The organism is Haloferax sp. ATB1 (genome assembly GCF_000730175.1).
In genome coordinates, this window is the sequence record NZ_JPES01000047.1 from 62,995 (window position 1) to 89,486 (window position 26,492).

General features: G+C 59.6%; 24 protein-coding genes and 6 pseudogenes. 16 read left to right on the forward strand and 14 right to left on the reverse strand.

The features are described from left to right. Window positions 1-88: 88 nt before the first annotated feature. The 4 genes from ATB1_RS07925 (at window position 89) to ATB1_RS07935 (ending at window position 3,630) form a co-directional block, all read left to right on the forward strand. The gene (locus tag ATB1_RS07925; RefSeq protein ID WP_042663139.1) at window positions 89-853 is read left to right on the forward strand and encodes an IclR family transcriptional regulator; all 765 of its coding nucleotides are present in this window, start codon (window positions 89-91) and stop codon (window positions 851-853) included. Window positions 854-1,002: 149 nt separating this feature from the next. Continuing rightward, complete coding sequence (locus ATB1_RS07930) at window positions 1,003-1,761, forward strand: HpcH/HpaI aldolase/citrate lyase family protein (protein WP_042662598.1); 759 nt, start codon at window positions 1,003-1,005, stop codon at window positions 1,759-1,761. Between the two features lie 224 nt (window positions 1,762-1,985). Then, window positions 1,986-2,240 carry a BCCT family transporter gene (locus ATB1_RS23840; RefSeq protein ID WP_082256339.1) on the forward strand — a complete coding sequence of 85 codons (255 nt, stop codon included), beginning with the start codon at window positions 1,986-1,988 and terminating at the stop codon, window positions 2,238-2,240. Next, entirely contained in the window at window positions 2,215-3,630 is a 1,416-nt protein-coding gene (locus ATB1_RS07935) for a BCCT family transporter (protein ID WP_082256340.1), read from the forward strand. The genes ATB1_RS23840 and ATB1_RS07935 overlap by 26 nt, the downstream gene beginning before the upstream one ends. Window positions 3,631-3,838: 208 nt before the next feature. Here the strand turns inward: ATB1_RS07935 and ATB1_RS07940 are convergent. The 3 genes and pseudogenes from ATB1_RS07940 to ATB1_RS21520 form a co-directional block, all read right to left on the reverse strand. Next, window positions 3,839-4,452: pseudogene (locus ATB1_RS07940) on the reverse strand (IS6 family transposase). 78 nt (window positions 4,453-4,530) lie between these two features. Further along, window positions 4,531-4,621 (reverse strand): annotated as a pseudogene (locus ATB1_RS24565) (IS6 family transposase); the annotation flags it as partial. A gap of 34 nt (window positions 4,622-4,655) precedes the next feature. Beyond that, window positions 4,656-5,270 carry a hypothetical protein gene (locus tag ATB1_RS21520; protein ID WP_128081405.1) on the reverse strand — a complete coding sequence of 205 codons (615 nt, stop codon included), beginning with the start codon at window positions 5,268-5,270 and terminating at the stop codon, window positions 4,656-4,658. A 165-nt stretch (window positions 5,271-5,435) separates the two neighbouring features. Between ATB1_RS21520 and ATB1_RS07945 the strand changes: the two genes are divergently transcribed. Then, entirely contained in the window at window positions 5,436-6,365 is a 930-nt protein-coding gene (locus ATB1_RS07945) for an ABC transporter ATP-binding protein (RefSeq protein ID WP_042662595.1), read from the forward strand. Here the strand turns inward: ATB1_RS07945 and ATB1_RS07950 are convergent, their stop codons facing one another. Continuing rightward, window positions 6,366-8,246: an ABC transporter permease gene (locus ATB1_RS07950; protein ID WP_082256341.1), complete on the reverse strand. Its 1,881-nt coding sequence runs from the start codon at window positions 8,244-8,246 to the stop codon at window positions 6,366-6,368. 167 nt (window positions 8,247-8,413) lie between these two features. On the opposite strand from ATB1_RS07950, the pseudogene ATB1_RS07955 reads away from it, so the two are divergent. After that, window positions 8,414-8,623: pseudogene (locus ATB1_RS07955) on the forward strand (hypothetical protein); the annotation flags it as partial. 67 nt (window positions 8,624-8,690) lie between these two features. Further along, window positions 8,691-9,341 carry a DUF6735 family protein gene (locus ATB1_RS07960; RefSeq protein WP_042662594.1) on the forward strand — a complete coding sequence of 217 codons (651 nt, stop codon included), beginning with the start codon at window positions 8,691-8,693 and terminating at the stop codon, window positions 9,339-9,341. On the opposite strand, the gene ATB1_RS07965 is transcribed toward ATB1_RS07960, so the two are convergent. Then, entirely contained in the window at window positions 9,338-10,516 is a 1,179-nt protein-coding gene (locus ATB1_RS07965) for a PQQ-binding-like beta-propeller repeat protein (protein ID WP_042662593.1), read from the reverse strand. The genes ATB1_RS07960 and ATB1_RS07965 overlap by 4 nt on opposite strands. Before the next feature lie 184 nt (window positions 10,517-10,700). Between ATB1_RS07965 and ATB1_RS07970 the strand changes: the two genes are divergently transcribed. Further along, on the forward strand, window positions 10,701-11,117 hold the full coding sequence (locus ATB1_RS07970) for a hypothetical protein (RefSeq protein ID WP_241768079.1): 417 nt from the start codon (window positions 10,701-10,703) through the stop codon (window positions 11,115-11,117). Between the two features lie 217 nt (window positions 11,118-11,334). Here the strand turns inward: ATB1_RS07970 and ATB1_RS07975 are convergent, their stop codons facing one another. From ATB1_RS07975 to ATB1_RS07990, 4 genes are all read right to left on the reverse strand, one after another. Further along, the gene (locus tag ATB1_RS07975) at window positions 11,335-12,513 is read right to left on the reverse strand and encodes an ABC transporter ATP-binding protein (protein ID WP_042662592.1); all 1,179 of its coding nucleotides are present in this window, start codon (window positions 12,511-12,513) and stop codon (window positions 11,335-11,337) included. Window positions 12,514-12,515: 2 nt separating this feature from the next. Further along, window positions 12,516-13,514, reverse strand: a complete 999-nt coding sequence (locus ATB1_RS07980) for a carbohydrate ABC transporter permease (protein WP_042662591.1) — start codon at window positions 13,512-13,514, stop codon at window positions 12,516-12,518. Next, window positions 13,514-14,506 (reverse strand): carbohydrate ABC transporter permease, encoded by a 993-nt coding sequence (locus ATB1_RS07985; protein ID WP_042662590.1) that lies wholly within the window; start codon window positions 14,504-14,506, stop codon window positions 13,514-13,516. Before ATB1_RS07985 ends, ATB1_RS07980 begins: the two co-directional genes overlap by 1 nt. 63 nt (window positions 14,507-14,569) lie before the next feature. Continuing rightward, window positions 14,570-16,060, reverse strand: a complete 1,491-nt coding sequence (locus ATB1_RS07990; protein WP_042662589.1) for an extracellular solute-binding protein — start codon at window positions 16,058-16,060, stop codon at window positions 14,570-14,572. A 97-nt stretch (window positions 16,061-16,157) separates the two neighbouring features. On the opposite strand from ATB1_RS07990, the gene ATB1_RS07995 reads away from it, so the two are divergent. From ATB1_RS07995 to ATB1_RS23115, 3 genes are all read left to right on the forward strand, one after another. Beyond that, complete coding sequence (locus ATB1_RS07995) at window positions 16,158-18,167, forward strand: glycoside hydrolase family 15 protein (RefSeq protein WP_042662588.1); 2,010 nt, start codon at window positions 16,158-16,160, stop codon at window positions 18,165-18,167. A gap of 108 nt (window positions 18,168-18,275) precedes the next feature. Beyond that, window positions 18,276-19,340, forward strand: a complete 1,065-nt coding sequence (locus tag ATB1_RS08000; RefSeq protein WP_042663141.1) for a TrmB family transcriptional regulator — start codon at window positions 18,276-18,278, stop codon at window positions 19,338-19,340. Window positions 19,341-19,421: 81 nt separating this feature from the next. After that, window positions 19,422-19,727, forward strand: a complete 306-nt coding sequence (locus ATB1_RS23115) for a hypothetical protein (protein WP_349674955.1) — start codon at window positions 19,422-19,424, stop codon at window positions 19,725-19,727. 64 nt (window positions 19,728-19,791) lie between these two features. Here ATB1_RS23115 and ATB1_RS08010 read toward each other — a convergent pair. The 5 genes and pseudogenes from ATB1_RS08010 to ATB1_RS22370 form a co-directional block, all read right to left on the reverse strand. Next, window positions 19,792-20,277 (reverse strand): annotated as a pseudogene (locus ATB1_RS08010) (transposase); the annotation flags it as partial. Between the two features lie 18 nt (window positions 20,278-20,295). Further along, window positions 20,296-20,487 (reverse strand): annotated as a pseudogene (locus ATB1_RS24570) (winged helix-turn-helix domain-containing protein); the annotation flags it as partial. A gap of 15 nt (window positions 20,488-20,502) precedes the next feature. Then, window positions 20,503-20,847, reverse strand: a complete 345-nt coding sequence (locus ATB1_RS20565; protein ID WP_157837728.1) for a helix-turn-helix domain-containing protein — start codon at window positions 20,845-20,847, stop codon at window positions 20,503-20,505. Window positions 20,848-21,285: 438 nt separating this feature from the next. Next, window positions 21,286-21,690, reverse strand: a complete 405-nt coding sequence (locus ATB1_RS08025; RefSeq protein WP_004967633.1) for a winged helix DNA-binding protein — start codon at window positions 21,688-21,690, stop codon at window positions 21,286-21,288. Window positions 21,691-21,724: 34 nt separating this feature from the next. Further along, window positions 21,725-22,012: a DUF6516 family protein gene (locus ATB1_RS22370; protein ID WP_082256344.1), complete on the reverse strand. Its 288-nt coding sequence runs from the start codon at window positions 22,010-22,012 to the stop codon at window positions 21,725-21,727. A 285-nt stretch (window positions 22,013-22,297) separates the two neighbouring features. Between ATB1_RS22370 and ATB1_RS08035 the strand changes: the two genes are divergently transcribed. From ATB1_RS08035 to ATB1_RS08055, 5 genes and pseudogenes are all read left to right on the forward strand, one after another. Continuing rightward, window positions 22,298-22,546, forward strand: a complete 249-nt coding sequence (locus tag ATB1_RS08035; protein ID WP_042663149.1) for a hypothetical protein — start codon at window positions 22,298-22,300, stop codon at window positions 22,544-22,546. A 4-nt stretch (window positions 22,547-22,550) separates the two neighbouring features. Continuing rightward, entirely contained in the window at window positions 22,551-22,967 is a 417-nt protein-coding gene (locus ATB1_RS08040) for a hypothetical protein (RefSeq protein WP_042663150.1), read from the forward strand. Window positions 22,968-22,994: 27 nt separating this feature from the next. Further along, window positions 22,995-24,733 (forward strand): annotated as a pseudogene (locus ATB1_RS08045) (hypothetical protein). Next, window positions 24,730-25,572 (forward strand): hypothetical protein, encoded by an 843-nt coding sequence (locus tag ATB1_RS20575; RefSeq protein ID WP_082256345.1) that lies wholly within the window; start codon window positions 24,730-24,732, stop codon window positions 25,570-25,572. The pseudogene ATB1_RS08045 and the gene ATB1_RS20575 overlap by 4 nt, the downstream one beginning before the upstream one ends. 3 nt (window positions 25,573-25,575) lie before the next feature. Then, window positions 25,576-26,492 (forward strand): hypothetical protein (locus ATB1_RS08055; RefSeq protein WP_042663152.1); only part of this gene is annotated, 917 nt, incomplete at its 3' end.

Consider the following 26,492-nt stretch of genomic DNA (forward strand, 5'->3'; position numbering starts at 1 on the left):
CGTCCATAATTTTTCAAACGAGCGTTCGACCACGCTGAACGATTATCGGTTGGGAAACATTCTATGGGCTGGACGCGGGAGGAGTCATATGACCGAGAAAGCGACCCGGCCGATACGGTCGGACGAAACGCTGCTGGCGATACTTGAGGCGCTGGAAGCGCAGACGGCCCCGAGCGTCAGCGACGTGGCCACTCACGCGGGGGTCTCGAAGAGCACGGCTCACAACCATCTGAGTACGCTCCGCGAACACGGCTACGTGGTTGACGGCGAGCGGGGCTACGAACTCAGCCTCCGTTTTCTGGAACTCGGCGAGAGCGCCCGCACGAACACGGAGATATACGAGGTCGCTCGGCCGCACGCCGACGAGCTCTCTCGGGAGACCGGACTACTCGTCAACATCAGCGTCGAGGACCGGGGGAAGGGCGTGTACCTCTACCGGACGAGAGGCGATGACCGCATCCGCCTGTCGACGCGGGCCGGCGAAGTCCACGAGCTACATTGCACCGCCACTGGAAAGGCGATTCTCGCGCACTTGCCGGAGCGTCGGGTCGAATCGATTCTCGACCAACACGGCCTTCCGAAGCGGTCTGAAAACACGATAACTGACCGCGAGACGCTCCGCTCGGAGTTAGCCGAGATACGCGACCGAGGATACTCGGAAGACAACGAGGAGTACGGACAGGGACTGCGATGCGTCGGGGTTCCGGTTCTGAACGGCGATGACGCAGTCGTCGGGGCGCTGAGCGCGTCGGGGCCCGCGACGGAGGTCGTCGGTGAGCGGTTGGCGACGGAGCTTCCCAGGCGACTCAAGCGGGTCAGAAACCGGATTGAGTTGAACCTCCGCGATTACTGACGCGGGGGTTCAGTTCCTCAATCCCTCGGGCGCGCTCGCAAGTGACAGCGGAGCGCCTCATGACGGCGAATCGTGTTCTATCACACGAAACACGGGGGGCAATGCGGCCAGCGGCAGATTGATACTTCGGCCCTCGAAACGTGCTCGATATGCCTGGAAACTCTCTCCGAGAGCGGATCGTAGACGGCGATGCCGTCCTCGGTACGTTTCAGATCGTGAACTCGATGATGGTCTCCGAAATCGCGACCGTGGCCGGGTTCGATTTCGTCGTCATCGATCAAGAACACGGCCCCGCGACCGCTCAGTCGACCATGCGCGCCTGTGCCGGCGCGCAGTCTCAGGGTGGGTCGGCGGTCGTCAGGGTCCGGGAGAACGCGCCGGGCGAAATCCAGCGGGCCCTGGACGTCGGCGCCGACGGCGTGCAGGTCCCGCAGGTGGAAACCGCGGACGACGCTCAACGCGCGGTGAACGCGGCCAAGTTCCACCCGGTAGGTGAGCGCGGGCTCTCGCCTTACGGCCGCGCCGGAACGTACGAGGGGGGACCCGAATTCGAATCGACGCAGAACGAAGAGACCGTGCTGGCGTTGCAGGTAGAGGGCGTTAAAGCGGTCGAGAACATCGATTCCATCCTCGACGTCGACGGCATCGACGTCCTGTTTCTGGGACCGTACGACCTCTCGCAATCGCTGGGCGTCCCCGGCGACGTACAGCACGATGACGTCGTCGAGACGATGCGGTCCGTCGTCCGCAAGGCCAAGGACTCCGGTACGGTCGTGGGAACGTATGCCGACACGCCAACGCAGGCGGGAAAATGGCTCGAAACGGGTGTTCAGTACGTCACGCTCGCTGAGGACGCACCCGTTCTCCGCGATGCCTTCGCAGAGTTGGCCGGCGCAGTCGAGCGCTGAGCGGTCTCGATACGGCGGCGGCCGCTGTGCGCGACTGCCAGTTTGAGAGAAATCCAAAGAATTTAAATATATGAAGATTGACCACCATAGTGTATGTCAGGTATTAACAGGCAGTTTGTGGGAACTGCGGAACGCGTACTCCGTCTCCGAGTCGCGGAGACGCAGAAGATGTTCCACCGACTCGGCCCAGCGCGCAGCAACTTCACCCGGACGTAACTATTCCAATGACAGGCTCACTAATCCGCGATGAGATCGCCAACCTGTACGACGAGATTGACACACCCGTGTTCGCGATTGGAGTCTTCCTAACGGGCGTTCTCGTCTCGGCGTTAGCCTTTTACCCGAAAGCGTCGAGCACCGTGATTGGCAACGTCAACGAGGTCATCACGACGAACCTCTCGTGGTACTTCCAGGCACTAATCTTCGCGCTCGTGATATTCTTCGTCTTCGTGGATGGTCAGCCCGTGGGGGGAGATTAAATTAGGCAAGCCGGACGAGCCGCCGGAGTTCAGCTACGGTTCGTACATCATGATGGTGTTCGCGGCGACGTTCGGCGCGGGCATCGTGTTCTGGGGGGCCGCCGAGACGCTGTCTCACTACGAGACCGTCCCTCCCTTGGTCAACGCGCAGCCTCAATCGGTCGGCGCGATGATTGGCGCGATGCAGTACACGATGTTCCACTGGGGCATCTCGCCGTGGGTCAATCACATGATACTGTCGGTCCCGCTCGCGTACTACGTCCACCGCAAGGACGCCCCGATGAAGCCTTCCTCGGTGTTCGCACCGATTCTGGGCGTGAACAACTTGGATAAGACTTGGCTGAAAGTCGTCGACGTCGTCGCCGTGGTCGCCGCGGCCGGTGGCGCGACCGTCACCGTCGGCCTCGCCGCCCAGCAGTTTATCACCGGCCTCTCGTACAACTACGGCGTGTCGGTCGGCGACTTCGGGATTATCGCCCTCGTGACGGGGCTAACGGTCGGATACACCGCTTCGGCCGTGCTGGGAATCGAAAAGGGAATAAAGCGAGTGTCCACGTTCAACGTGATGCTCTTCCTGTTCATCCTCGTCTGCATTCTCGTCTTCTCACCGTTCGCGTCGATATTCAACCTCGGGACCGCGGGCATGGGGAAGTACATCGCGAACTTCGTCGATATGTCGCTGTACGTCAACGTGGGCGGCGGGCAGTCGTGGGTCGGTTCGTGGACGGTGTTCTACTGGGCGTGGTGGATTAGCTTCGCCCCGATGACCGGCATCTTCATCGCGCGCATCAGCCGCGGTCGGACGCTCAAACAGGTCATCTTCGGCGCGATGGTCGGCGGTACCGCCGCGACGCTGCCATGGTTCGTCACCATGGGCGGCTACTCCATGCTGCTCCAGCATTCGGGGCAGGTCGACCTGCTGTCTATCATCGATTCCTACGGAATCTCGGTCGCTACGTATCCGATTCTGGCGCAACTGCCGTTCGGGGAACTGTTCGTCGCGCTGTTCTTACTGCTCGTGTTCACCTTCCTCATCACGACCATCGACTCCGCGACGATCAGCCTGGCCATCCTCACCACCAGCGGGGGAACACAGCACCCCTCAATCGCCAACCGGTTCGTCTGGGGCGTGATTATCGGGCTTCTCACGTCGCTACTCCTGATAATCGGCGGCGTGGGAATCCTCCAGAACTTCACGATTATCGCGGGGCTCCCGATGGCGCTTCTCGCCTTGGTAACGGTGGTCGGGTTCGCATACCAGTTGGAGAAGAGCCGTCCCGTCCTACTCACGCGCGAGGAAGACTGGGGGTCGTCGAACACGCTCGTCAACTGGATCTCGTCGGCGAAACAGTCACAAAGTAATTCTGACAAGAGCACGGACAGTGATTAATCAGATTTCGATAACGAATCGGATTTGACGTCGTTCCGGACTCCGCCCAGCCCCGGTCGATTGCTTCCCGACACCATCGGGGACGAACCGACCGTACAACGACCGTGTTGTTGTTAGTATAGTCGGCGACTGTCCGGGACCGGTGGAGTCATCACGGTCGTGACTGCTCGTGAACAACTCGGAATCTGTTTAATGCGGCACTGTCTAGTTACCCCCCCTGAGCTGGCGTTCGTCCGTCGAGCGACTGATGCGGTCGATAAAACTCATAGTAATGAATAAATATTGCAAGACACTGGCGGACGCTCAGCCGACTGTCCACCCACGAATTGTGGAAACGGTCGACCCTCATTTTGAACGTGTGAAACCACTTTTCAATCAGGTTTCGGTCGGTATAGTCGACCCGATCATTCAGCCTTAATCGAGAGAAGGCAATCCGATAGTCAAAGGCATCAGCTAGAAACACCGTCTCTGAACAGTCGTGTTTCTCACAGACTCCGTGGAGAAACGCAGCCGCCGGGTCAGTTCCATGACGCTTGAACAACGCGACGTCAAGAATTACTTTCGTGTCGAGGTCTATTGCAGCGCACAACCAAGACCACTCACCATTGATTTTGACAGCGGTCTCGTCGACTGCGACCCGCCTCGGCTGCGCCTTCGGCGGGTCTGCAACACTATCAGACAATCGACACATTTACTGAAAAATTGCTTGAAGCGAGCGTTCTACGCCGAGCAGCCGAAGAGTCGCTTCTGTCTCTCTGAGTGAAAGCCGGCAGCATGGAGCCGGACGGCGACGCGACGAGACGCGCAGCGTCTCGTTCGCATCTCGCAGGACCGCAGGTCCTGCGGACTCGTCGAAATCCAACGGATTTCGAGACACCAGAAACCGGAGGTTTCTGGGGACGCCCGTTCGGGCGTTCGTCGTCCGCTCACGCTGCCAACATTCAAGCGTAGCTGTGTCCAAACGCTCGTTGAGCAGGTTTGAGAGTAGCATAGGAGACTATCTCTTCGACCTGCTCGTCCCTTAACTAGACGGTGCCGTTGCTGTGAATCAGTAATTCAATTAGAACAAACATAGCCCAAACCGTAGGGATCGATAGCAAGTGGATGAATGCGAACACGGTGCTCGAACTATGTACGAATCGACGTGGCGGTTCATTTTGACTGCGCCACTCGATTAATTTCCCGATGAGAACTGCGATGACTACGAGAGGGAGTCCATAGCCAAACAAGAGTACTGGGACTGCGGGACCGAAGAAGGAAGGACTCGCAGGAATTCCACCAATTGCGGCGAGGACAGTTCCTGCGGTGAATAGAACCGCCAAATGTCCTAGCACGCTGATGAGCGTGAGACTTCCTGTTGAAAACGGTGGCGGTGTCTCGTATCGGGTAGCGAGTACTCGAATACAGTAGGCAATCGTTGCCGAACTACCGAAGAGACCGATAAGAGCCACGAGGGGGAGAGTTGTAACGAACCCCGGTGCTCCACCTGTTGACATATTTGTTTCTTTTTTGTCGAGATAATATGTCTTCTGGGTACTCTTTGGTGGAACAAAATGCAATACGTAGTTCGTTGCGAGTTCAGAGACCGTCTGCTCACCGTGGAGGGCAATGAGGGCGCGAACCTCGCCTTCTGTGAGCATACTGTTGCATACTAGCGAACCAATATCTAACTCACTTCGGCACCGCACCTCGTCGCGCCGAGTACCGCGAAGACTTTTCCACGTTCACAGAATACGGGAGTGCATGGCCCTCCAGCCCACACGCGTCGCCAGCGAACGAACGCCCAGAGCGGGCGGTGACCGGAGATGACCGCCATCGAGACGCGCGGCCTCACGAAGCGCTACGGCGGCGCGCCCGCCGTCGCCGACCTCAACCTCACCGTCGACGAGGGCGAGGTGTACGGCTTCCTCGGCCCGAACGGCGCCGGGAAGTCCACGACCATTGATATGCTGATGGACTACACACGCCCGAGTGCGGGGACAGCGCGGATTTTCGGGTTAGACGTCCGCGAGGAGGCAAGCACGATTCACGCCCGCACCGGCATCCTCCCGGACCGTTTCGGCGTCTACGACTCGCTCACCGGCCGCGAACACGTCGCCTATATCCTCGACGCGAACGACGCGACCGGCGACCCCGAGACGATCCTCGACCGTGTCGGCCTCACGGACGCCGTTGACCAACGCGCCGGGGGGTATTCGAAGGGGATGCAACAACGCCTCGGCCTGGGGATGGCCATCGCCGGTGATCCAGACCTCCTCATCCTCGACGAGCCGTTCTCCGGACTGGATCCGTATGGAGTTCGGTTAGTCCGTGAAGTCGTCTCGGACGAGCGCGACCGCGGTGCGACAATCTTCTTCTCCAGTCACGTCCTCGACCAAGTCGAGCGCGTCTGCGACCGCGTCGGCCTGCTCGCCGACGGCGAACTCGTCGCCGAAGGCACGCCGGCAGAACTCCGCGCGACGGCAGGTGTCGAAAGCCGCCTCCGTATCGACGCCGACGCCGATGATACCGCGCTCGCGGCCGTGCGAGCCATCGATGGCGTTACGCGTATCACGCGAACGGACGGTCGAATCGAGGTCGTCTGCGACGCCGCGACTCGCTATCGTGCGCTCGAAGCACTCGACGATTCCGGGGCGACGATTCGGTCGTTCGACGTCGATGTGGGCACGATAGAGGACGCCTTCGTCGCCATGGCCGACGGTGAGCCGACGGCGCCAAGCGAGGACGCGCCGTAATCAATCGAGTGCGCGGCGCCGATAGCTGATGAGGGCGAGCGCGACTGGGAGTGCGAACCAGCAGAGGAGTTCCCCGAGGGCGACCGCCGGATGAAGATACCAGACAGGGACATCCGCGCCGTAGGCCGCCCGCACGACCACAATATTTGAGAAGACGTTCGACTGAAGCGCGTCGGTGAGTACCCCGGCCGCGTTCCCGGCAGAGTTCGGAACGCCGAGGAGGGCGTTCGTCACGACGTGATAGAGGCTCGCTGGCGGCGCCCACCGGAGCAGAAGGTACGTCGGGCTCGCTGGCGGGGAGAAACCGTTTACGGCCGTCCCGGTGAGCGCGCCGTAGACGATGTTCGAAATCTGGAACCACGTCAGGTAGAGGCCGGCAAGCACAAGGACGGCGACGCCCGCGACCATCTGCCGGCGTACGACTGTCGAGAGCGCGACGCCGAATCCCGTCATGCAGTAGACGAAAGCGACAGTAACCGCAAGGAACCCGACGAGTACGTGTGGTGGGGCGACGCCGTGCTGGGGGATGGCGACGAGGCACGTTCCGAGGACGACGAGGACGAGCGAGAACGCGATTGCGCTGGCTCGTCCGATGATAACACCGACGAGCGTCGCGGAGCGCGAAACGGCCGTCCCGGCCGTCATACGGATGCTCCCGGAGTCGCGTTCGGTGACGACCGTGCGAAATGTCAGCAGAAGCGTTCCAAATCCGCCGATAACGCTGATCGGCGATTGCAGGGCAGCAAGCGGCACGCGCGCTCCGAGGGCATCTCGAACAAGTGTTGACGGCGAGAGGCTGAGGACGCCGGCGACGAGGACGGTCGCGCCGAGTAGCCAGACGCCGGAGCCGTGCGTAAGCCGGCGGAACTCGCGTCGCGCGAGCGGCTGCCACCGTCCGGGGAGCGAATCCACCCAGCCTCCGCGGCCGACGACCGCTGTGGCCGGCGTTACGGCGACACGCGGGAGTGACGGACGGTTCGCCCACGTACGGCGGAGCCGGCCGGGGCCACCACGCGGGGTGAGGTCGCCGTAGCGGATTGCCGAGACGCCCACGAGGAGCGCGAGGGCAGGCCACGCGAGGAAGATGGGGACACCGACCCATACCGGCAGCGGCGGGGACGCCGTGGCGAGCGTCCCGTTGTTGCGGAGCGCGTCGCTCACTTGGAGCGCGGCACTTCCGGGACCGACCGGGACCCCGAGGAGCCAATCCGTGAGCACGTAGTAGGCGCTCGGGAGAGAGAACCATTTGAGAGCAGAGAACAGCTCGGGGTGGGCCATCTCGTTACTCGGCGTGGAGCCCGTCACGAGATTCCAGAGGAGCGCAACCGTGATGTCGCTCCAGAATATCCCGAGGAGGAGCGTGACGGCGAAGACGACGCCGGCGGCGCGCGTGGTCGAGGACATCGCGGCCGAGAGCGAGACGGTGACGGTCGTCCACGCGAACGCATAGGCGGCCGCCGCGACGAGGAGGCCAGCGAGCACGGGGAGAGAGATACTCCCGTACGTGTACGTACCGTAGGCGACGAGCAGCGGCGTGGTGACGAGGACGGGAACCATGATGGCGGATCCGCGGCCGAGAGCCTTCCCAACGACGAGGTCGGTGCGAGAGAGTTCAGTGCCAAGGAGCACGCGGGCGGTGCCGCTCTCGCGCTCGCCGACGACTGATCGGAAGCCCAGCGCGGCGGCGGCGAACGGAACGACAATTGCGACGGCGGTCTGAGCGCGTGGAAACGCGGCGGCGTCGCCGAGGTGTCGGATGACGGCCTGTTCGGGACTCGTGGGGACGCGGCTCACGAGGAGGAGACAGAGCGCCAGAAGCCACGGCGTCTTTCCTCGGAGGCATCGCTGGAACTCTGTTCGTACGACTGACACGGAGGGCATACTGGAGCAGGTTTTGCGCACTTGTATAAGAACTTGTGATTGGGGAGGACTGTTGATTCTGTTCAGTCTAGTAGTCGGGTATATCGAGTCAGACGTGAACAAGCGCTTGCTCAGCTTCTGTTCCTCCTGTCTCGTTGCGGGAACTACGGTGCCGTTCAACGAATTGTGAGGATGGACTTCCGGACTACGAAGGAGGTCTCGTCACTCACGAGTTCCTCCGAAAGCTGGCCAACCATCTCGAACCCGGTGAAGAACTCGACATCCAGACGGCGGGGTTCACGAACTGCCGCTTCCCCGTGCTTGCGAAGCGGTACGTCGTTCGCGACGGCGAAGTCCTCCACGCCGATCTCAATTCCCTCAAGCCGATCGACGAGTAGAGTTGTTCGTCCCCCGGGAGGGGTGCAGGGCGATCCAGTCGCGGTCGCCCCGTGAGGTGATTGTTCAATGGGCCACCGCACACTCGTTGCGTACGAACGCACAGACGGACAGTACACGCTCCACTACTCTCATTGGGGCGCAGCGAACCTGAAGCTCAAGCACCGAATATCGGCGGAGTCGCCGTTCGGTGGCGACGACACCGACACCACGTGGGCGAAACAGCTGCTGGCGGAACTGGCCGATGGCCTCGAAGCGGATGCGGTCGACGGCTATCTCGTCAGCGAGGATCGACCGTCGACGGTCGTCGAGCCGAAGTCCCGCGCCACCGGGCTCACCCTCGACGAAATCGTCGCTGACCCTCTCGACTATCTCCACCACGAGGCGTTCTTTGTGGTGTCGACCACGTTCGAGGTGACTGCATACCGGACGCTGTGGTTCGGCCTGCAGTACGATTCGGAGACGGTCGAACAGGGAGAGACGGTCGGGAACGGCGCGCTCGCGACGGTGCGCTGGTACGACGGCGAGCCGGTCGGCGACGACCACCTGCAGGGACAGTTCGTGGCCCTCAAGCACGTCGTCGGCGACGTACTTGACACAGGCGTGTTCACGCCGTCGACGGCGAGGCAGTACCTGCAACGGAAGCTGGCCGAGCGAGTCGGGGACCGCCAAGAACTGCGCATCCCCAGCACCGACCAGCACCCCGTTCGTTCTGGTTAGTCACAGTTCGTTCGTAGCGTCACCGAATTCCCAGACGTGAAAAGCAGACCACGGCTGATAGGCACACGTCCTGTTGCAGCCGTCTCAGCCAGAGTCCACAACTCGCTCCCGTCCTCAATGCTCAGACCGACAGTCCGGTCAGTCGTCGGAACGACGACCGACTCCCCAACGACCAATGGGGGGCCTGCGACATCAAGGGCTTGTTCCCACTGGACGTCTCCACTCTCAACGGCCAGCGCATACACGGTTTCCTTGTCCGCGCTGAAAACGCGGCGGTACCCGACCGCTGGCGCGAACAGGTCACCATCGTACATCGCTTTTGACCACTGCCGGTCTCCACTGGTGGCATCGAACGCCACGAGTTCGTAACGGTCGTAGCTCGCGAGGACGACATCCTCCGTGCGGACGAGCGGTTCCGGGATATTTGGCCCAGGGGTCCCCCACTGGGTCTCACCCGTCTCGCGGTCTAGCGCGTAGATTCCTTGGGCGGCAGAGCCATCTGCCGTGATGTACACAGAGTCATTGTCGATGGCCGGCGGTGCCGGGATGCTTGCACGCTGGTGATCGTCACCGAACGACCGCGCCCACTGCGTATCGCCGGTAAACGTATCAAGAGCGGTTACATCGCCCCGATCGCTCGTGGCGACGAGGAGGTCGTCAGCGACGGTCGCCGGATTGGGTCTGCCAGCCGTATCGTGTGTCCAAGTGGTCGTCCAGCTAGCGGTGTCGAGTGCGACGATCCCGCCAGTCGATGGTTCAGTATAGTCGCCAAGTACGGGCGTAACAGCAATCGAACCTGCGAGGGCTGGCGGCCCAGTTGGACGCCGATTGAGTTCGTGGGTCGTCTCGGAGGACCCGTCGTCGAGTTGTACGGTGGTCACGATACCATTCTGCTCGCGAGGCGCGCGGCCGACGACGACAGCCGTATCATTTGTGGCAACGAGTCCGGTGATATCGATATCGTCTGCGAGGGAACTCGTCCAATAATCACCGCCAGCCGTGAGCGTCGGCTGATCGGGAACGGCGTTCGTATTGTGCGGAGAGGCACGTGTCTGTGGCCACTGCGCGACGCCAGGATCTGTCGGTGTACACGAATTGGTCTGGCAGCCGGCAGTTGCCGCGAGAACCGTCGTGGCTGAGACTACAAGGTATTCACGGCGCGATATGGAGGGCATCTGACCGAAACGTCGGATACAGAACCCATAGGGGTTTTGGGTATCCATCGGTGGGCGGGTTACTCGAAGCCAACTGCTGTTTTTCAGGGGCCGGAATGGGTGAGTCCCGCCGGAGGCTCGTGATTTGATGCCCGAGTAACAAGGCGACGATCCGTTTCACGACTGCGAGTTAGGTCCCGAGGCGATCCTCGGAACACACACCTTCGAAGACGTCCTGTTCACCGACGGGACGGAACCCCCGGTGAACGTGTTCACCGGCGAGACACCGGCACATTCGCAAGCAACCGTCGAGGAAGCGAAGGAGTTCGCTGCGAGTATCGACGCGGAGACGCCCCAAATCGCGCTCCCCGCATCCGTCGAGTCGCAGGTCGAAACACAGAGCAAGCCCTTCACGGCGGCCGCATTCTTCCACTTCAAGGTGACTGGCTCGCTCGAACGCCACCGCGCCTACCACGCCGCCTACGGGGCGGACTCGTTCGCAGTCGACTTCGATAACCAACGAGTGAACAGCATTCTTCTCTACGTTGGGAATCTATCTAGACTGTCTGACGAATATCAGACCTCACCGTTTCCACTAATACACTTATACGATGAGGGGTAGCGGAACCTATTCTCCCCCCATTATGGAAAAACCAAGGCTAAACTCCGCCCTGCAGGAAAGTATGGATGTCAACGCGTCTTGATAGAAACTGCGGAACCCATCTGTGCTCGGCACACCCTTGGTGTGAGGAGAGGAGGCCCGAGAGAGCGGTTTCTTTCGGTGGCCTCCAAGAGTTACTGCGTCTCACCGTCGCCGACGGCGAGGTTGCCGGGTCGCTTCAGTCGTCTGCGTCGGCTGTCGTCTCGGTCTCTAACTTGCCTGAAACGGGGGATAGGCCGTGGGCGAGTGCGTTTCCTGACGCCGTATCGAAGAGGTGGACATTCCCCCGGTCTATCACGACTTCGACGTCCGTGTCTTCCCGAATCGTCGAGTCGGGCTCAACGCTCATCAGCAACTGGTCATCAGTCCCTGACTGGTCCATTGAGGTTCGACCCTCGCCCAACAGCATGTACGCGAATATCTCGTCACCCATCGGTTCGAGAATATCGACGCGCGCGGCGATGAGCGAAGAGGAGTCTTCGACTTCGACCCGTGCTCCGCTGGGATAGATGTCTTCGGGACGAATCCCGATGGTTACCTCGTCACCCACCTCAACAGCCTCGACAGACGCCGGATCGAACGCGAGCGAGAAGTTCGCTGTCGAAAGCGCGTCTTCTGTGACCGTCGCCTCGGCGAAGTTCATCGAGGGCGAGCCGATGAAACCCGCGACGAACAGGTTCGACGGCTCGTTGTAACAGACAAGCGGCGGGTCTATCTGCTGGAGTTGGCCGGCGTCAAGGACGGCGATACGGTCCGAGAGCGTCATCGCCTCTTCTTGGTCGTGGGTGACGTAGATGATGGTCGTGTCCAGTTCCTTGTGGAGGCGCTGGAGCTCGGTCCGCATGTGGACCTTGAGCTTCGCGTCGAGGTTCGCTAACGGCTCGTCCATGAGAAAGACATCAGGCTCACGGACGATGGCGCGGGCGATGGCGACGCGCTGTCGCTGGCCGCCGGACATCTCGTCGGGCATGCGGTCGAGCATGCCCTGCAACTGGACGATTTCGGCGGCGCGCTCGACGCGGCGCTCGATTTCCTCCTTGTCGTAGTTGCGGAGGCGAAGCCCGAAGGAGATGTTGTCGTAGACGTCCATGTGGGGGAACAGCGCGATGTTCTGGAACACCATCGCCACCCCGCGGTCCTTCGGCGGGAGGTTCGTCACCTCGCGGTCGCCGATGTAGATCTCACCCTCACTCGGCTTCGTGAGTCCAGCGATACTTTCCATCGTCGTCGACTTCCCACATCCCGACGGGCCGACAAAGCAGATGAATTCGCCGTGGTCGATGTCGAGATTCATGTCGTCGACCGCCGTTACGTCGTCGTAGTGCTTGCTTACGTGTTCGAGTCGTACTCGTGCCATTGTTATTCTTTAAGTGCTCCTGCGGTCAGTCCGCTGACGATGCGTTCCTGCGCGATGATAACGAGGACGACGACGGGGATAACCCCCACAACACTCGCTGCGGCCATGAGGTTGTACTGCGTCGTGTACTGAGTCTGGTAGCTGAGAATCCCGCCGACGATCGGCGACCACTTGGACGCTTCGGGCGACGTCGCCATAATCGAGCTGAAGAAGTACTCGTTGTAGACGCTGATGAACGTGAGGACGCCCGCGGTCGCCACGCCGGGTGCCGAAAGCGGCACGATGACGCGGAATAGCGCGCCCAGTCGGGTCGTTCCCTCCACCCGCGCCGCGTCCTCCAACCCGTCGGGAATCTGCCCGTAGAAGGTCGTGAGGATGAATATCGACAGCGGCAGGAACAGCGCGCTGAACGGCATGACCATCGACCCCGGGGTGTTCAGTAGTCGGGGCGGCGTGAATAGCGGGACACCTATGAACGGAATCGTTATCGGGGCGTTACCGGCGAACGCCTGAAACAGCGGGATGACGAACGCTGCGGGCGGGAAGTAGCTGATGGCGAGGATACCGAGCATCAACAGCGCGCGTCCGGGGAACTCGATCCGTCCGAACACGTAGCCCGCGAGGCTCGCGACGACGAGGACGATAACTGTCGTCGTGGCAGCTAGCACGAAGCTATTCAGCACGTACAGGTGGAACGGGACCTGTTCGAAGACGGTAACGAATGCCGTCGGATTGAATCCTTTCGGAACGGGGAGCGGGAACGTGCCGCTGACACCGAATATTTCGACCGTCGGGAGGAAACTCCCGGAAAGCAGGTTCCCCTGCGGCGTCACCGCGAGGACGAGTAACCAGTAGAACGGGAATACTGTCGTGACCATGAAAAACGCCATCGCGACGTAGAACAGCGCTCGATACACCCGTCGTGGGTTGTGGATCGCGTTCCGTGCCCACCGCGCGAGCGGACCGGCGTCGTCTGCCGTGCCGTCGGTTTCGCTGGACATTATATCGCGTCCTCCCCCTGCCACAGGATGATACCCATCACGACGACGCCGATGATGGCCGCTGTCACGAATGCGATGGCCGCGGACGTCCCCTCGTGCGTGTTGAACGTCGAGACGACCATGCAGGAGAGTGAGGGGACGACGGTACAGCTTGAGACCGTATCGATGATACCGTACACGCGCATCGCCTGCACCGAGCGGAATAATACTGCAACTCCGATGGTCGGCAGGATGAGCGGGAGCGTGATGTATCTGAACTGCTGCCACTTGCTCGCACCGGCGACGCGGGCCACGTCGTACAGATTACGATTGATGCTCTGGAGCCCGGCAAGGATGAGTAGCGCCATGAACGCCGAGGTCTTCCAGATGTCAGCGACGATAATGATGAACGTCGCGCTGACCGTATCGTTCAGCGTGTTGGTTGGTGCCACTACTCCGAGGTCGGCGAGAATCGGCGTCGCGAATCCGACGTTCGAGTCGAACATCAAGAAGAACATCATCCCCTGGATGACGATTGGGACGGCCCACGGAATGATAATCGCCGCACGGACCCACCGCCGGCCGTAGAAGTCTTGATCTAAGACGAGCGCTTGACCCAGTCCGATGAGGGTCTCGAACAATACGCTGGCCACGGCGAAGATGAGGGTTATTACGAGGGCGCTATCGAGGAGACTCGCGGCGTCGAATCCGGTCGGGAGGAACGTCGTTCCACCGGGGAGGAACCGGTTTTTCTCTCCGGTGAACAGCGCGACGTAGTTGTCGAGACCAACGAAACGGACACTGGAGAGGTCAGTCGAGACGGCGTACAGTGACAGCTCGAACGTCCGCAAGAGTGGGTAGATAGCCACGATACCAAGCAGGACGAATACTGGGGTCAGCAGTAGGTACGCGTACTGCGTGTCGCTCAGGTTCTCCAGCCACCGCAAGAAGACGACGACTGGCCCCGACTGCCGTGACTCACGTGCCGGCTCCGCAGCCGTATCGGCGCTCATACTATCCCTCCGAGAGGTGTGGGACTCATGGTTTGATCTGTTGAGTGTGGAGCTCTCAGCTCGTCAGTTGCTTCTCTCAGTCTCTTCGAGGCTGGATTGGAGCGTCGCCATCGCCTCGGCCGACGACACCTCTTGTCCGACCGCACGGTTCGCTTGTTCTGCGATTTTGCTCGATTGGTTGTTCCAGACGGACGTAACCGGTCGAGCCATCGTGTTCTCACCGGCGACGCGGAGCGTGTCCATGTAGTCGCCGGTCGGTTCGAGCTCCGAAGCCGTCTCGGAGTTGAACAGGCTCGCCCGCGGCGGTAGCCATCCCTCGACCTCCAGGAGGAACAGCTGGAACTCCTCGCGCATCGACGCTTGGATGACCTGCGTGACAGCGTCGAGCTTCTGGCTGTTCGGGTTGACAGTAATGTGCCAGCCACCGAGTGCGGAGGTGGACCCACCGGTTCCGGGGAACTGCGCCTCGCTTTCGGGGACGCCGTAGGGAAGCGGCATCGTCCCGAGGTCGTCGCCGAACTCCGACGCTGCTTGGTTAATCGCGTACGGCCAGTTGCGGTGGAACACGGCGTTCCCGTCGACGAACGGCGCGAGCGAACTGTCTTCGATCCACCCGAGGATGTTCGTCGGTGTGAAGCCACCGCCGTAGTCGCTGAACTGCCCGTCGAAGCTCTCGTCGTGGACGAACTTTCGCATCATATTCAACGAGTTAACGACCGGGTCCGAATCGACGGTGACGGGTCGTTCGCCGACGGGACCGAAGAGGTTCTCGCGACCACCGAAGTAGGCGCCGCCCCACGAAGACAGGACCTCGTTGAAGGTACAACAGGCGGTTCCGACGTAGATATCCCACTGGGTGGTAAAGCCGTAATCGACGCCCGAGACCTCCTGTGCCTCGGCAGCGATGTTCGACCACCGCTTCCACGTCATCGGCTCGGTGGCCCAGTTTTCCTCGGTCGGATTGTAGCCGGCCTCTTCGACGAGGTCTTTCCGGTACAACATCGTCGGGTAGTCGGGGTACAGCGGAACACCGAACAGGTCCCCGCTGGCGGGGTCGATGGCCGTCTCAGTGAATCCAGCGAAGTACTCGTTTTCGATGGTCGAACGCGCACTTTCGGGGAGAACCTCAGAGAGGTTAGCGAGCTGTCCCCGCTGGATGAAGATGTTCACCCAGCCGTTGTCCATCATGAACATATCCGGCGTCGTCTCCTGAGAGCTCAAGAGCCGGTTGTACGTCGAGCGACGCTTCCCGCTGTCCGGCTGGCCCGGCTGGAACTCGACGCGGATGTCGTCCGAGAGCCCTCCTTTCTCGTGTAGCGCAGTGCGGAGCTGGTCCGCGTGGTCCTGTGCGACAGTCGCGTCAAAGCCCCAGACGACGGTCGTTCCGCCGCTTTCAGACTCACCGACCTGTGCACCGGTGTCGGAGCCGTTGCCGAACATACTCGCACAGCCGGAGAGGCCCGCTGTGACTCCCGTCGCACCTGCAGCGGCGATAAACCGCCGTCGTGAGACGCTCTTCTTCGTCGTCTTGCTCGTCTCTGGGTTCGCTGTCATCGTCCGAATTGTTCATCAAAATAGGGCCACTTATACTTTAGGGATTAGCTTTGAGATATCACAAGAACTTTATCTGAACTCTGTGGCCAGTAGGTGTATGGGACTCCGACGGTCACTCGACGATTACAAGCAGAACGAAGACGCAACCGACGTATTTCCGGGCGAACGGCGTACGCAGCAAGGCAGATTCAGCGGGTCGGACCAACGCCTCGTTCACGTTTCACCAGCCGGGTCGCTCCGAGACTACTCGTACCCACTTTCGGGATTCAGCGGCATCGTGTCCTCACGCTTCGGCGTCCGTGTCGGTGACGCAGTCGAGTGGTTCGATGCGCTCGACACGGGGAGCCAGACGTACCGAGCGGGCCGGTCGCTCGTCGAGACGACGCACCGTCTCGATGGATTCGACGTGATACAACGCGACGTTACCGATGGACTCGCCCACACGACGACGTTTGAGCTTGGCGACGGTGCGCCGGAAGATGCCGAACTGGCCGGGTTCGTCGAGATCAGCCCGGAGGGGCGAGACGGGCGCGTCGGGCAGCTAATCCACGACGAGGCCGTCGAGGTGTATCACAACCGCGAACACGACTATCTCGGCACCTCGACCGAGTTCGTGGAGTGTACGCCCCAAGTACTCGAACGGTTCGACGAGATACTCGCCGCGGAATCGCGGTCGTTTCCGGAGTTCGGCGCGTCCGAAGAGTACGAGGAGAGCCGCCTCACCGGCGGTGTTGGAGTCCGCGTCGCTTTCGAGGACGGTGAGACCAGTCTCGTCACCCTGCTGTCGGACATCGAAACGCAGTCGCGCTCGGATGCGCTCTCTGCGGTCGCGACCCGAACGCGACGAACTAACAGCGATTCAGACGCGCTCCTCGCGACGGCACGGCAGGCCGGACAGTACCCCACGGTCACGGACCGACTTGTCGCGACTGACCTTTCGGTCCTTGAGTTACTCTCCGCACCGACTGGGGCCCGAATTGCGGGACCGGATTTCGACCCATACTACCAGTACTCCGGCGGCTACGGCTACACGTGGTTCCGAGACGACGGAGAAGTTTCGACGTTTCTCTTGGAAGCCGACGAGTCGCTCGGGTTCGATGCAGCCGAGATACACCGACAGAGCGCCGAGTTCTACTTGCGGACACAGTTACCTGACGGCCGGTGGCCTCACCGGGTGTGGCCGATGAACGGCCGGCTTGCGCCGGGATGGGCGAACGGCCACATCGAGGGCACGGAAACGCAGTACCAAGCCGACCAGACTGCGAGCGTCCTCGTTTTCCTCGCCGAGTATCTCTCGGCATATCGACAGTCGCTCCGAAACGTCACCGTCGAGGCCATCGAGAACGCGTTACAGTCGGGAGTCGACGGGCTCGACAGTTCGCTGGAAGACGATGGCTTTCCGACGGTGTGCGAAAACGCGTGGGAGAATACGAATGGTCGTTTCACGCACACTGCCGCGAAGTTCGTTCAGGCCTACAGTACGATTGCGGCCATCACGTGCGATGCAGCCACCAGAGAGCGCGCAGCTACGCGGGCAACGCAGGTCTTCGACGCGCTCGATATGGCGTGGGCCGCCGACGAGGGAATCTACGCGCTTCGATTAGACGACGGTGACGGTAACTTGGACGACCGAGTCGACAGCACGACTTTCTCGCTCGTCGACGCCTACCTCGCCTACCGGGCCATCGAGGACATCGGCGAAACACGACTGCGGCGGCTTGAGCGCCATCTCCACACCGCGTTCTCCAGGCTCTGGAAAGAGACCGACGACATCTCCGGACTCACGCGATTCGAGGGCGATACGTGGCGGCAGCGAGGGCAGGGAAGCGAGAAGGTTTGGACCGTCTCGACTGGCTGGGGCGCGTACGCGGCCGAGAAGTCGATTCGACTCTTCTCGTCGACCGACGAGTACGATTCCGAGAAGTGGGCCGACCAGTTGTTCGACCAAATTGATCTCGACGGCAGTCTGTGCCTTCCATCGGGGTACCTCCCAGAGCAGTTCTTCGACACTGGGGCGCCGGACAGCGCGACGCCGTTGGGTTGGTCCCACGCCATTCGACTAGCCACGCACGCATCCCGTGTCACCCGAGGTGCCCGCACCGAGTAGGGAGTGTTACATTCGAACAACGGGGTTCGAGGCGGTTACCCGCCGGACAGCTCCCTGTCTGTACTCCCATACTAAGATTTATCCCCCGCCTTGGCCGAACACTTGGGTATGGTGGAAGACGAGGTGGTGGACAGCCTCATGCGGATCGGGCTCTCGGACAAGGAGTCACGAGCATACGTGACGATACTCCGTAACGGGGCTACGACAATCCGGGTCGTCTCCGAAGAGGCTGACATCTCTAAGAGTTACGCGTACGATATCGTCGGGAAACTCGAGGAGCGCGACCTCATCGAAATCGACGACCACGTCCAACCGACGCAGTTACGAGCGATTCCGCCCGCAGAGGGCATCGATAATCTCGTTTCTCAACTACAGACCGTCGAATCCCAGTTAGAGGATCTGTTTGACTCCGAGAGCTACGAACAGCAGAAGTTCAGTATCATCAAATCTCGACGGACGATACTCGCTCAGCTCAACAAGCTGATCGACACCGCTGAATCCGAACTCGTTCTCGCACTTCCCGCATCGGTTCTTCATCGGGTCGAAGACTCGCTCAGAGAGGCCCAGAGTCGGGGAGTATTTTGTATGCTTCTCGTCACGGAATACGACGGCACGAGTTCGATCGACGGTGCGACTGCGAGTATCATCCAGACGTGGAGCGCCCCGGCGCCAGTGACGCTGACCGTTGACCGGGGTGACGGTATCATTGCCTCGGCAGATGCGATACTGAACTCGAACTCAGATGAGTACGCCATCTATCACGCCGAGGAGCATATCGTCTCCTCGTTGTTTGACTCATTTATCGCCAACTACTGGCCGATGGGTGAGCAGGTACACGTTGGGTCGAAAAGCCAACTGCCGGCGACGTTCACGAGCTTCCGCCATGCGGTGTTCGACGCGACGTTACATCTGATGGACGGTGCTGTCGTCACGGCCGAGATGGACATTCGTCCCACCCAGAGTAACGCGGCGTTCGAGACGACTACTGGGACGATCGTGGCGGTGAAACAGAGCCTCGTCCGGCCCTTCTCGAACGACTTTCCGACCCAGGAGTCGTTCGTCGTTGAGACGTCTGACGACACGTTTACCGTCGGCGGCTCGAAGGCGTTCTTGGAGGATTTCGAGGCCCGACGCGTCATTTTCCGCTCGGTCAGTGATACAGAACAGGAATAGCGTTTCCTGTACGTTCTCACCGACTAGTCGCCGTCTCAAGAGACACTCGGGCTGCACACTAAGCGAGTTCGAACTGAAGAGATGGACGTCTCGTTACTACAGAAGGGAGGAATCTACGAGGTGAAATCGGAGTCAGGGAACATCTACGAGGTCGACGTTGCGAGTGCGACGTGTACGTGTCCAGATTTCTCGAAGCGGAGCCCGAGCGGTGGGTGCAAGCATCTACGGCGGACCGATCTCGAAATTCGCAGTGGGAACGTCCCTCGTCCCGATGGCCGTCTCCCTGAGACGACGGACGTAGTTGAGCTACTCTCAACAGTGATTCGGCAGTTGAACCAGGAGATAGAAGAACGGGAGACCGGCGACAGACACTCGCTGCTACAGTAGCGGTTATCGAGGAACTCTCGAGTTAATATACGATAAGATTAACCAACAATTCTAATTGGTCTTTTCACTTGTAATGCGACTCATCAAGATCGAATCCTGCCCATCTGACAAAGGATCTGAGTAGTTCCGGCCGATCTTGCACTGCTCGGAGCGACTGATCGAATCGTGCTTTCAGCGTGGCGAGATCAGTGGGTACGTAGTTCGCGAGATCGTCGTGCTTCACCAATTTCCAGACCTGTTCGACCGGATTGAAATCTGGTGCGTAGGTCGGGAGGAACTGGATGTCGATGGTGACCTTGGGAGCCATCGGCCATCCTGGTGTTGTCATCATCCTTGCTGTCGGTTTGTGCGCCGGGTAATTGTCCCAGATGAGGATACAATCTTGTCCTCGTTGATTGAATAAATCGCGGAGCAAGAATGCCATTTTCTCGCTGTCGATGCTTTTCTCAGAGAGCCAATAATCCAAGGCGGTCGCGCCAGTTTTCGGCGCGACCGTCAGGGCCGCAATCGCACGTATACTTTGCCAGCTACCCGAATTCCGGTGGATTAGTGTGTTTCCACACGGTGCCTACGTTCGCCGAACTGTCGACTGCATTCGGACGGCACTCTCGTCGAGAAACACGAGCGCAAGATCGTTCACTCGCGCTTTTTTTTCAAGTGTCGGAATCGTCTGTTGTTTCCAGCGACGAACCGCATTCGCGTCGCGCTTGATCGCGCGACACTCAGGCTTCTGGCAACTCCAGCCCATCTTCTGAAGATATCGCCAGACGGTTGTTTAGCCGACAGAGACGCCGAATTCTTGGTCAATCACCACCGCGATGCGTTTGAGCGTCCAGAGATCAGTATCGAACCCATGAGCTTGCGGCCCCTCTTCGAGGAGGGCCACAAGCGCTACTAGCTGTTCGTCCGATAACTTGGTCGATGGGCCGCCTTTGACCGGTTTTGAGGTAAGACCAGCATCGCCACCGGCTTCGTAGGCGTCTTTCCAGCGATAAACCGAGCTAGGCCAGACGTCAACGACTTGTGCAACGTCGGAGACGCTGTGACCTAGCCGAAGCAAGGCGACGGCAAGCCGTCGCCGCGCTTCTAACTCTGTTTGGCTCCCAACTGGGCGTGTCACAACGTTAGAAATACGCTCTCAGAGGATATCTCGCTTTCTCGCCCGGGAAGACCAACGACGCTAATCAAAAATTTTGTTGGTTAAATTGATGACGCCGACTTCCTGCTTCGCGCTAGGTTACAACGTGCTGCGACGCATCGTCCAACATTCGGGCGCAAGCATAGACCTCCTCGTGGATAAGTAGCGCCAGTTCGTCACTCTGGGCGGACAACTTCGTCGTACGAGTAGCACTCTGCGAACACGCCAGTTGAGCCATCGCTATCCTCAAACTCGATGATCGACTGGTATGCCTCAGTCTCTTCGCCACAGTCAGGACATCGACCGAGTATCGTCGAATCACTCGTCATAGGGGAGTGTGGAGACGCATGTGATACTGATTCTGTTGTAGATTAGAGATGAAGCCACTTCACGAAGGAAGTAGAAAGTTGAGTACGTTCTTCACCCTTGTGCAGCGACCTCGGTATCGTCAGTCCCAACGCCAAGGTCGTACTCTACGTGGATATCGCTGTACCAGACGACCGGCCGCTTTGATCGGCCATCCTGCTCAAATTCGACAAGTCCGAGTTCTGCGAGGTCGTTGATAGCGTTCGAGACGTTCTTGATGTCACGATCAACGAGTCGTGCGAGCTCGCGGAGACTCTTCGGTTCTTCGCGGGCAGTAGTCCGGATCAGTTCGAGATTTTTTTCGCTCAGAACACGTGCAAGTGCAGCCTCGTCTGGAAGTGAGACGCCAGTGTGGTCATCAGTCAGTTCACCAGCGTCGGCTTTCGCTGCGGCTTCGAGTGCACGGTCGAAGAACTCGTCGTTCGATTCGACGCGGACGGTGAGTGTGTTTTCGGTCATGGTTTGTTGGTTGGTGTAGATGGCCCCTACTGGTTTATCGGTGTGTTTCAACTTCGTCTTGGAAGCGTCGAAGTAGTGTTTCTACCCCTGGGAATGGGATTTCTTCGACGGTATCTCCCTCGTGTCGTTCGTGTACACCGTGATGGTTGTCGTAACGAACGATAGGATCGTCGCCTCCCTTCCGACCGTAGTGAAGCCCGTATTTGACACCCTCTGGGAATTTCTCCGATTTGGGAACGCTGAGGATACGGATATGAATAATTTTGTTATCAAACTCGCGGGTGTCTTGATACAGAACTTCGACTTCATCGGAGGGTGGCATCTACGAGTGTTGGTATGTCTGCCAACATAATAACTATGTTGGTGGCGGTACCAACAGTATCCTTCGAAGTTTGGCATTGAAGAGTGAGTTCTCAGTTTCGGCGGGACAATATCTCAACCAGTATGGATTGACAGCAATAGTCTGGTTCCTATCTGCCTCAGGTATTCTAGCACCTAGTTTGGCATGCTACCACACTTCATGTTGGCCAGTAAATATATAATATTCCGGAAATTTAGTTGACATGTATGCACCGCAAGACAATCGGTGTGGAACGATACCGAACACATGATCTCCCGCTCAGTCACCGTCGAAGACATCGATGAGTTGTTCCTCAGGTGGAACGACCATCTCAACGCATCGGCCCTCTATCGGCAAGCCCTCCGCGACGAGATGCAACTTCGCGACGTTGAGCCGCACAAACTCCGCGCGCAACTCACCGAAGCGCGTGAGTTGGGCTACTCGCTCGATGAGATTGCAACCATGACGAGTCGCTACGCCGACCTCCAAGCGCTCGTGTACGACCACACCAAGTGACCTCATGTCCGACTCACACCAGTTCTCTGCTGACGCTCAGTCCGTCCATCGGCTACGGCCCTCCCGGTCTATCCTCCGACACGTCGCGATCGGGAGCGTCCTGTTCACGATCGCTGCTGTCCAGCCAGTTGCCGCACAAGACAGCGTGGTCTGCAGCGCTGAGAAATTGCCGGGGATGGTCGAGGGCTTCTTCCAGATTACGACAACGCTCGGCTTCATTGGGTTAGCAGTCATCTGGCAGGCCGACTCCCTCGCTGAGATCTTCACGGCCAGCCCCGAACAGAAAAAGCGACTCAAAGTCCACAAGCGCGCAGCACTCAAGTCCGCCCTCATCTTGGCGGTGCTCGGCCCGCTGTATACCGTCGTAGCGTCGATCATGGGCCTCCCACTCGGTGACTGTGTGAACCTCGCTCCCTGGTAAGCCCCACCAATCCACCTTTGCCCTCCCATGGAGCATCGAGTGCCCTCCGTACTGGTAGCCGCTTTGCTCGTGTCGAGTTCCATTATCGGCCTCGCCACGGCACAGCCCCCGAGACCAGGGACTGAAACAAACGGCCTCACGGAAAACGAGGCGGCAACGCTCTGGTCTCGTGATAGCGACCGCTACGTCAGCCAACAGGCCTACCAGCAGCAGTACGGCGACGACCGAACGGCACTCCACCAGCTCGCCAATGGGACTGACATAACGTTCACCCGGCCGCCGGCAACAGCCGCGACGTGGACGCGCAACGACTTCGCGGATCTCGACGCCGGCGGGCCCGACACGTCGACGTACCCGCCCCATGCGTCACTCGAAGATGGGACGTTCATCGATGATGCGCACGCGACGATATTCGCGGTCACGCCATCGACGCGTGGCCATCTCGATGCGGGTGAGACGCCGCTCTATATCGCTCCCAATGGGATGGTTCGCGGGCTCGTCGACTATCGTGTTCGTGTTCCAACCGGGAACGAAACGGGCAATCGGACCGTCGATTGGACGCTTGTCTCCCACGAGATTGAGAACACCCGTCTGAAAATCGATGGTATCCCGGTTGCCTCGACTGCAGGCACTCACACGCCAGAATTACAGTATCAGACTACCCACTCGTGGAGCGCGAATCTCACGCTCGAAGCGACCATCTCCGTTCGCCTCAAGAAGACCGTCGAGACAACGGTTGGTGGCGAATCTGAGACGACAATCAACTACCGGACCGAGACACGAACCGTCTCGGATACACTCGATGCCGAGATTTACGACCTCGCAGCGTACCCCTATACTACGCGCAGTATCCGAACGGGGAGACTGGCGTCGCGATTTTCCAGTCCCGGCCGTGGCAGGGCTATACGCTCACCGACGATGAGAGCTCCAGAGTCCGTGGTGTGTGGCGGTTCTACACCGCTCGGAACACGGACTGGGACACACTCGTTACGTCGACCGGGACAACGACGACCACGGCACAGTCGGATGCGATTCCCGTCCGAGTTCATGCGTATCCCTCACAGATCGGGCCGCGCGCAGAGCCGGTTCGCGATGGCCCGGATATCATCGACACGTGGGGGGCTGAACGGGCATCACCCCGTGAGACGATCGGAGAGAACGTCACCGTCGAGGTCGTCAACCAGTCCTACACGCCCACGTACGGGCTGGCCGTCCGTGCAGAGACTGTCGACCCGGAGGCGCTTCGGGTAAGTGGGATCGTTCGCGGGGTGAATGCCACGATTGTCGACCCCCAAGTCGGGTCAGCGCGACAGCTTCGAGAGAGTAACCTCTCTGTCGAGCTCGTTTCGCAGACGACGTCGAACGCGACGCTCCGAGTCGAGTTGCGCGACAACCAGACAGGTGCGCCAATCGCATCGAATGGGAGCGACCGACAGTACCCGATTGGCGGATCGTCACACAGCGGCTACATCACGGTGGGTGACCAGCGTGTTGAGACCAACGAGAGTGGCATCGCGATCGTCACGCTGGACGAGCCGGGGATCTACACCGCCCGCTACCACCCCGGCACATGGCTTGGTCACGACCCGGCGTATGTGGGCGACACGGCCTCGGTTCGCTGGCACCCGCTCGGAACTCTCGAGGGCTGGGTTGCATTCGTGTTCGAAGTCGGCTGGCAGGCGATCCCGTTCGTTGTGACGTTCTACGCCGGTCGCCGACTCCTCCGCATGTTTGGACCGACAGATAGCACCTACAGAAACCAATGATTCCAACCGATTCACCGATTGATAGACGTACTGTCCTCCGAACCCTCGGCGGGGTCACACTCGCCAGCGTTGCTGGCTGCCTCGATAGTAGCCGTAACTCGGGCACAACGACGCCCGACCAGACGTCTGCGACGACCGAGCGTGCTGGCCCTCTCTCACGCATCGCTGTCGAGGAGCAAGCCATCGTTGTCGAGACCGACGCTGACGCACCCGTTGAGCAGGTGAACCTCATACAGCCGAATGGAGAACTGTTCGGGAAGCGTGGGCTTGCCGCCGGCGCACGACAGGTTTCGTTCGAAATCGGGACTGCCTACGAACCCGGTGAGTACCGTGTCGTTGCCTTGGATGGTGAGGAGACGGTTGCTGAGGGTTTGCTTGAGATTAGCCCCCAGATTGAGATTCAGGACGTTGGGCTGTTTCGGAATGTCCCGGATAAGCCGTGGGACGAGGTCTATGGAGATACTGAGACAGACCGTCTCAAAAACGGTGAAGCAGTAGTCACCGTGGAGAATCATGGAACAGGCCCTGACGCAGTTGTTGAATTGATATTTGCTGAAGACGTTCCGAATCCTATTTCGGACCCTCGTGGGAGTGGAATGTACGAAACTGAACAAGTCATTGTTGCGCCGGGAGAGACAGTTGACCTGTTCAGTAACTCATTCCCATTCGGTTCAGAATCAGAGAAAGGCATGGGTTGTTCCTCTGAGGGGAACTCTGGACAATTTAGAACCATTATTGAGACCCGAGTTGATGCAAATCAAGTCTCGAAGTCGTTCGATGTGACGTACTCTGGGTCCAACAGTATGAGTGAGTGTGAGGTCACTATCACGGAGGCCTGACCAATGGTTGACTTAATCGATGTCGTACTAGAAGGGTTCAAAGACATCGTTGAGTGGATTATCTCTTCGTTCATGGAGGGTTTGCGGTCTGGATACCGAACGTTGTCTGAAGGTATGTTTGGAACCCCGACGCCTCAGACCGATGGTGTGTTCGTCTTTGGTGATCCAACCAATACGCCTTGGCCAGCGATTCACGATGGACTCATTGGTGGCGAAATAACGCTCATTGCACTCGTATTGCTCATAATGTGTGTCCAGGGCCGTCATACGATCCGAATATTCAATATCGGTAGTGCATACGAAGCACGAAAAACCAAGAAAACTGCCTGGGTCGGTGCCGTCTTGATTATCTCTTGGTACTGGATTAGTGCCCTCTCACTCTTCCTTATTGATGGATTCACTATCGCTCTACTGCCGGATGTCTCTTCAGTATCTACGGCGATGCTGCGCTTTCTAGGGGGTTCCATCACCAACCCGAGCTTAGGCCTGCTGTTCGCTTTTCTGGGTGGTGTTTCTATGTGGGCCCTGGAAGCGGTGTTCTACATTCGGACAATCCTTCTCTTCGTCTATCTGTATGGGATGCCGATCGCATTCGCTCTCACCTACGGAAACATCCCAGTTGTCTCGGATGTTGCAATGGGATTCGCTAAACGCTTCGTCCCGTTGGCTGTTCTTCCGCTTCCAGCTGCAATAATCTTCAAGGGATACGACCTCTTGTACGTTGGAGCGTCGCTAACACCTGATTCAGCGTTTCTCAGCTATCTCGTCTCTGTATCTCTCCCACTCATCTCACTCTATGTGACTTGGAAGACGTTCACGTACGCGACGCCCCTCACCGCGAAGGTGATTGGTGGTGCAACGCGAGGCGCAGCCCTCGTCGGCGGCGTCGCAGCCGGCGCGTATGTCGGCGGCGCTGGTGT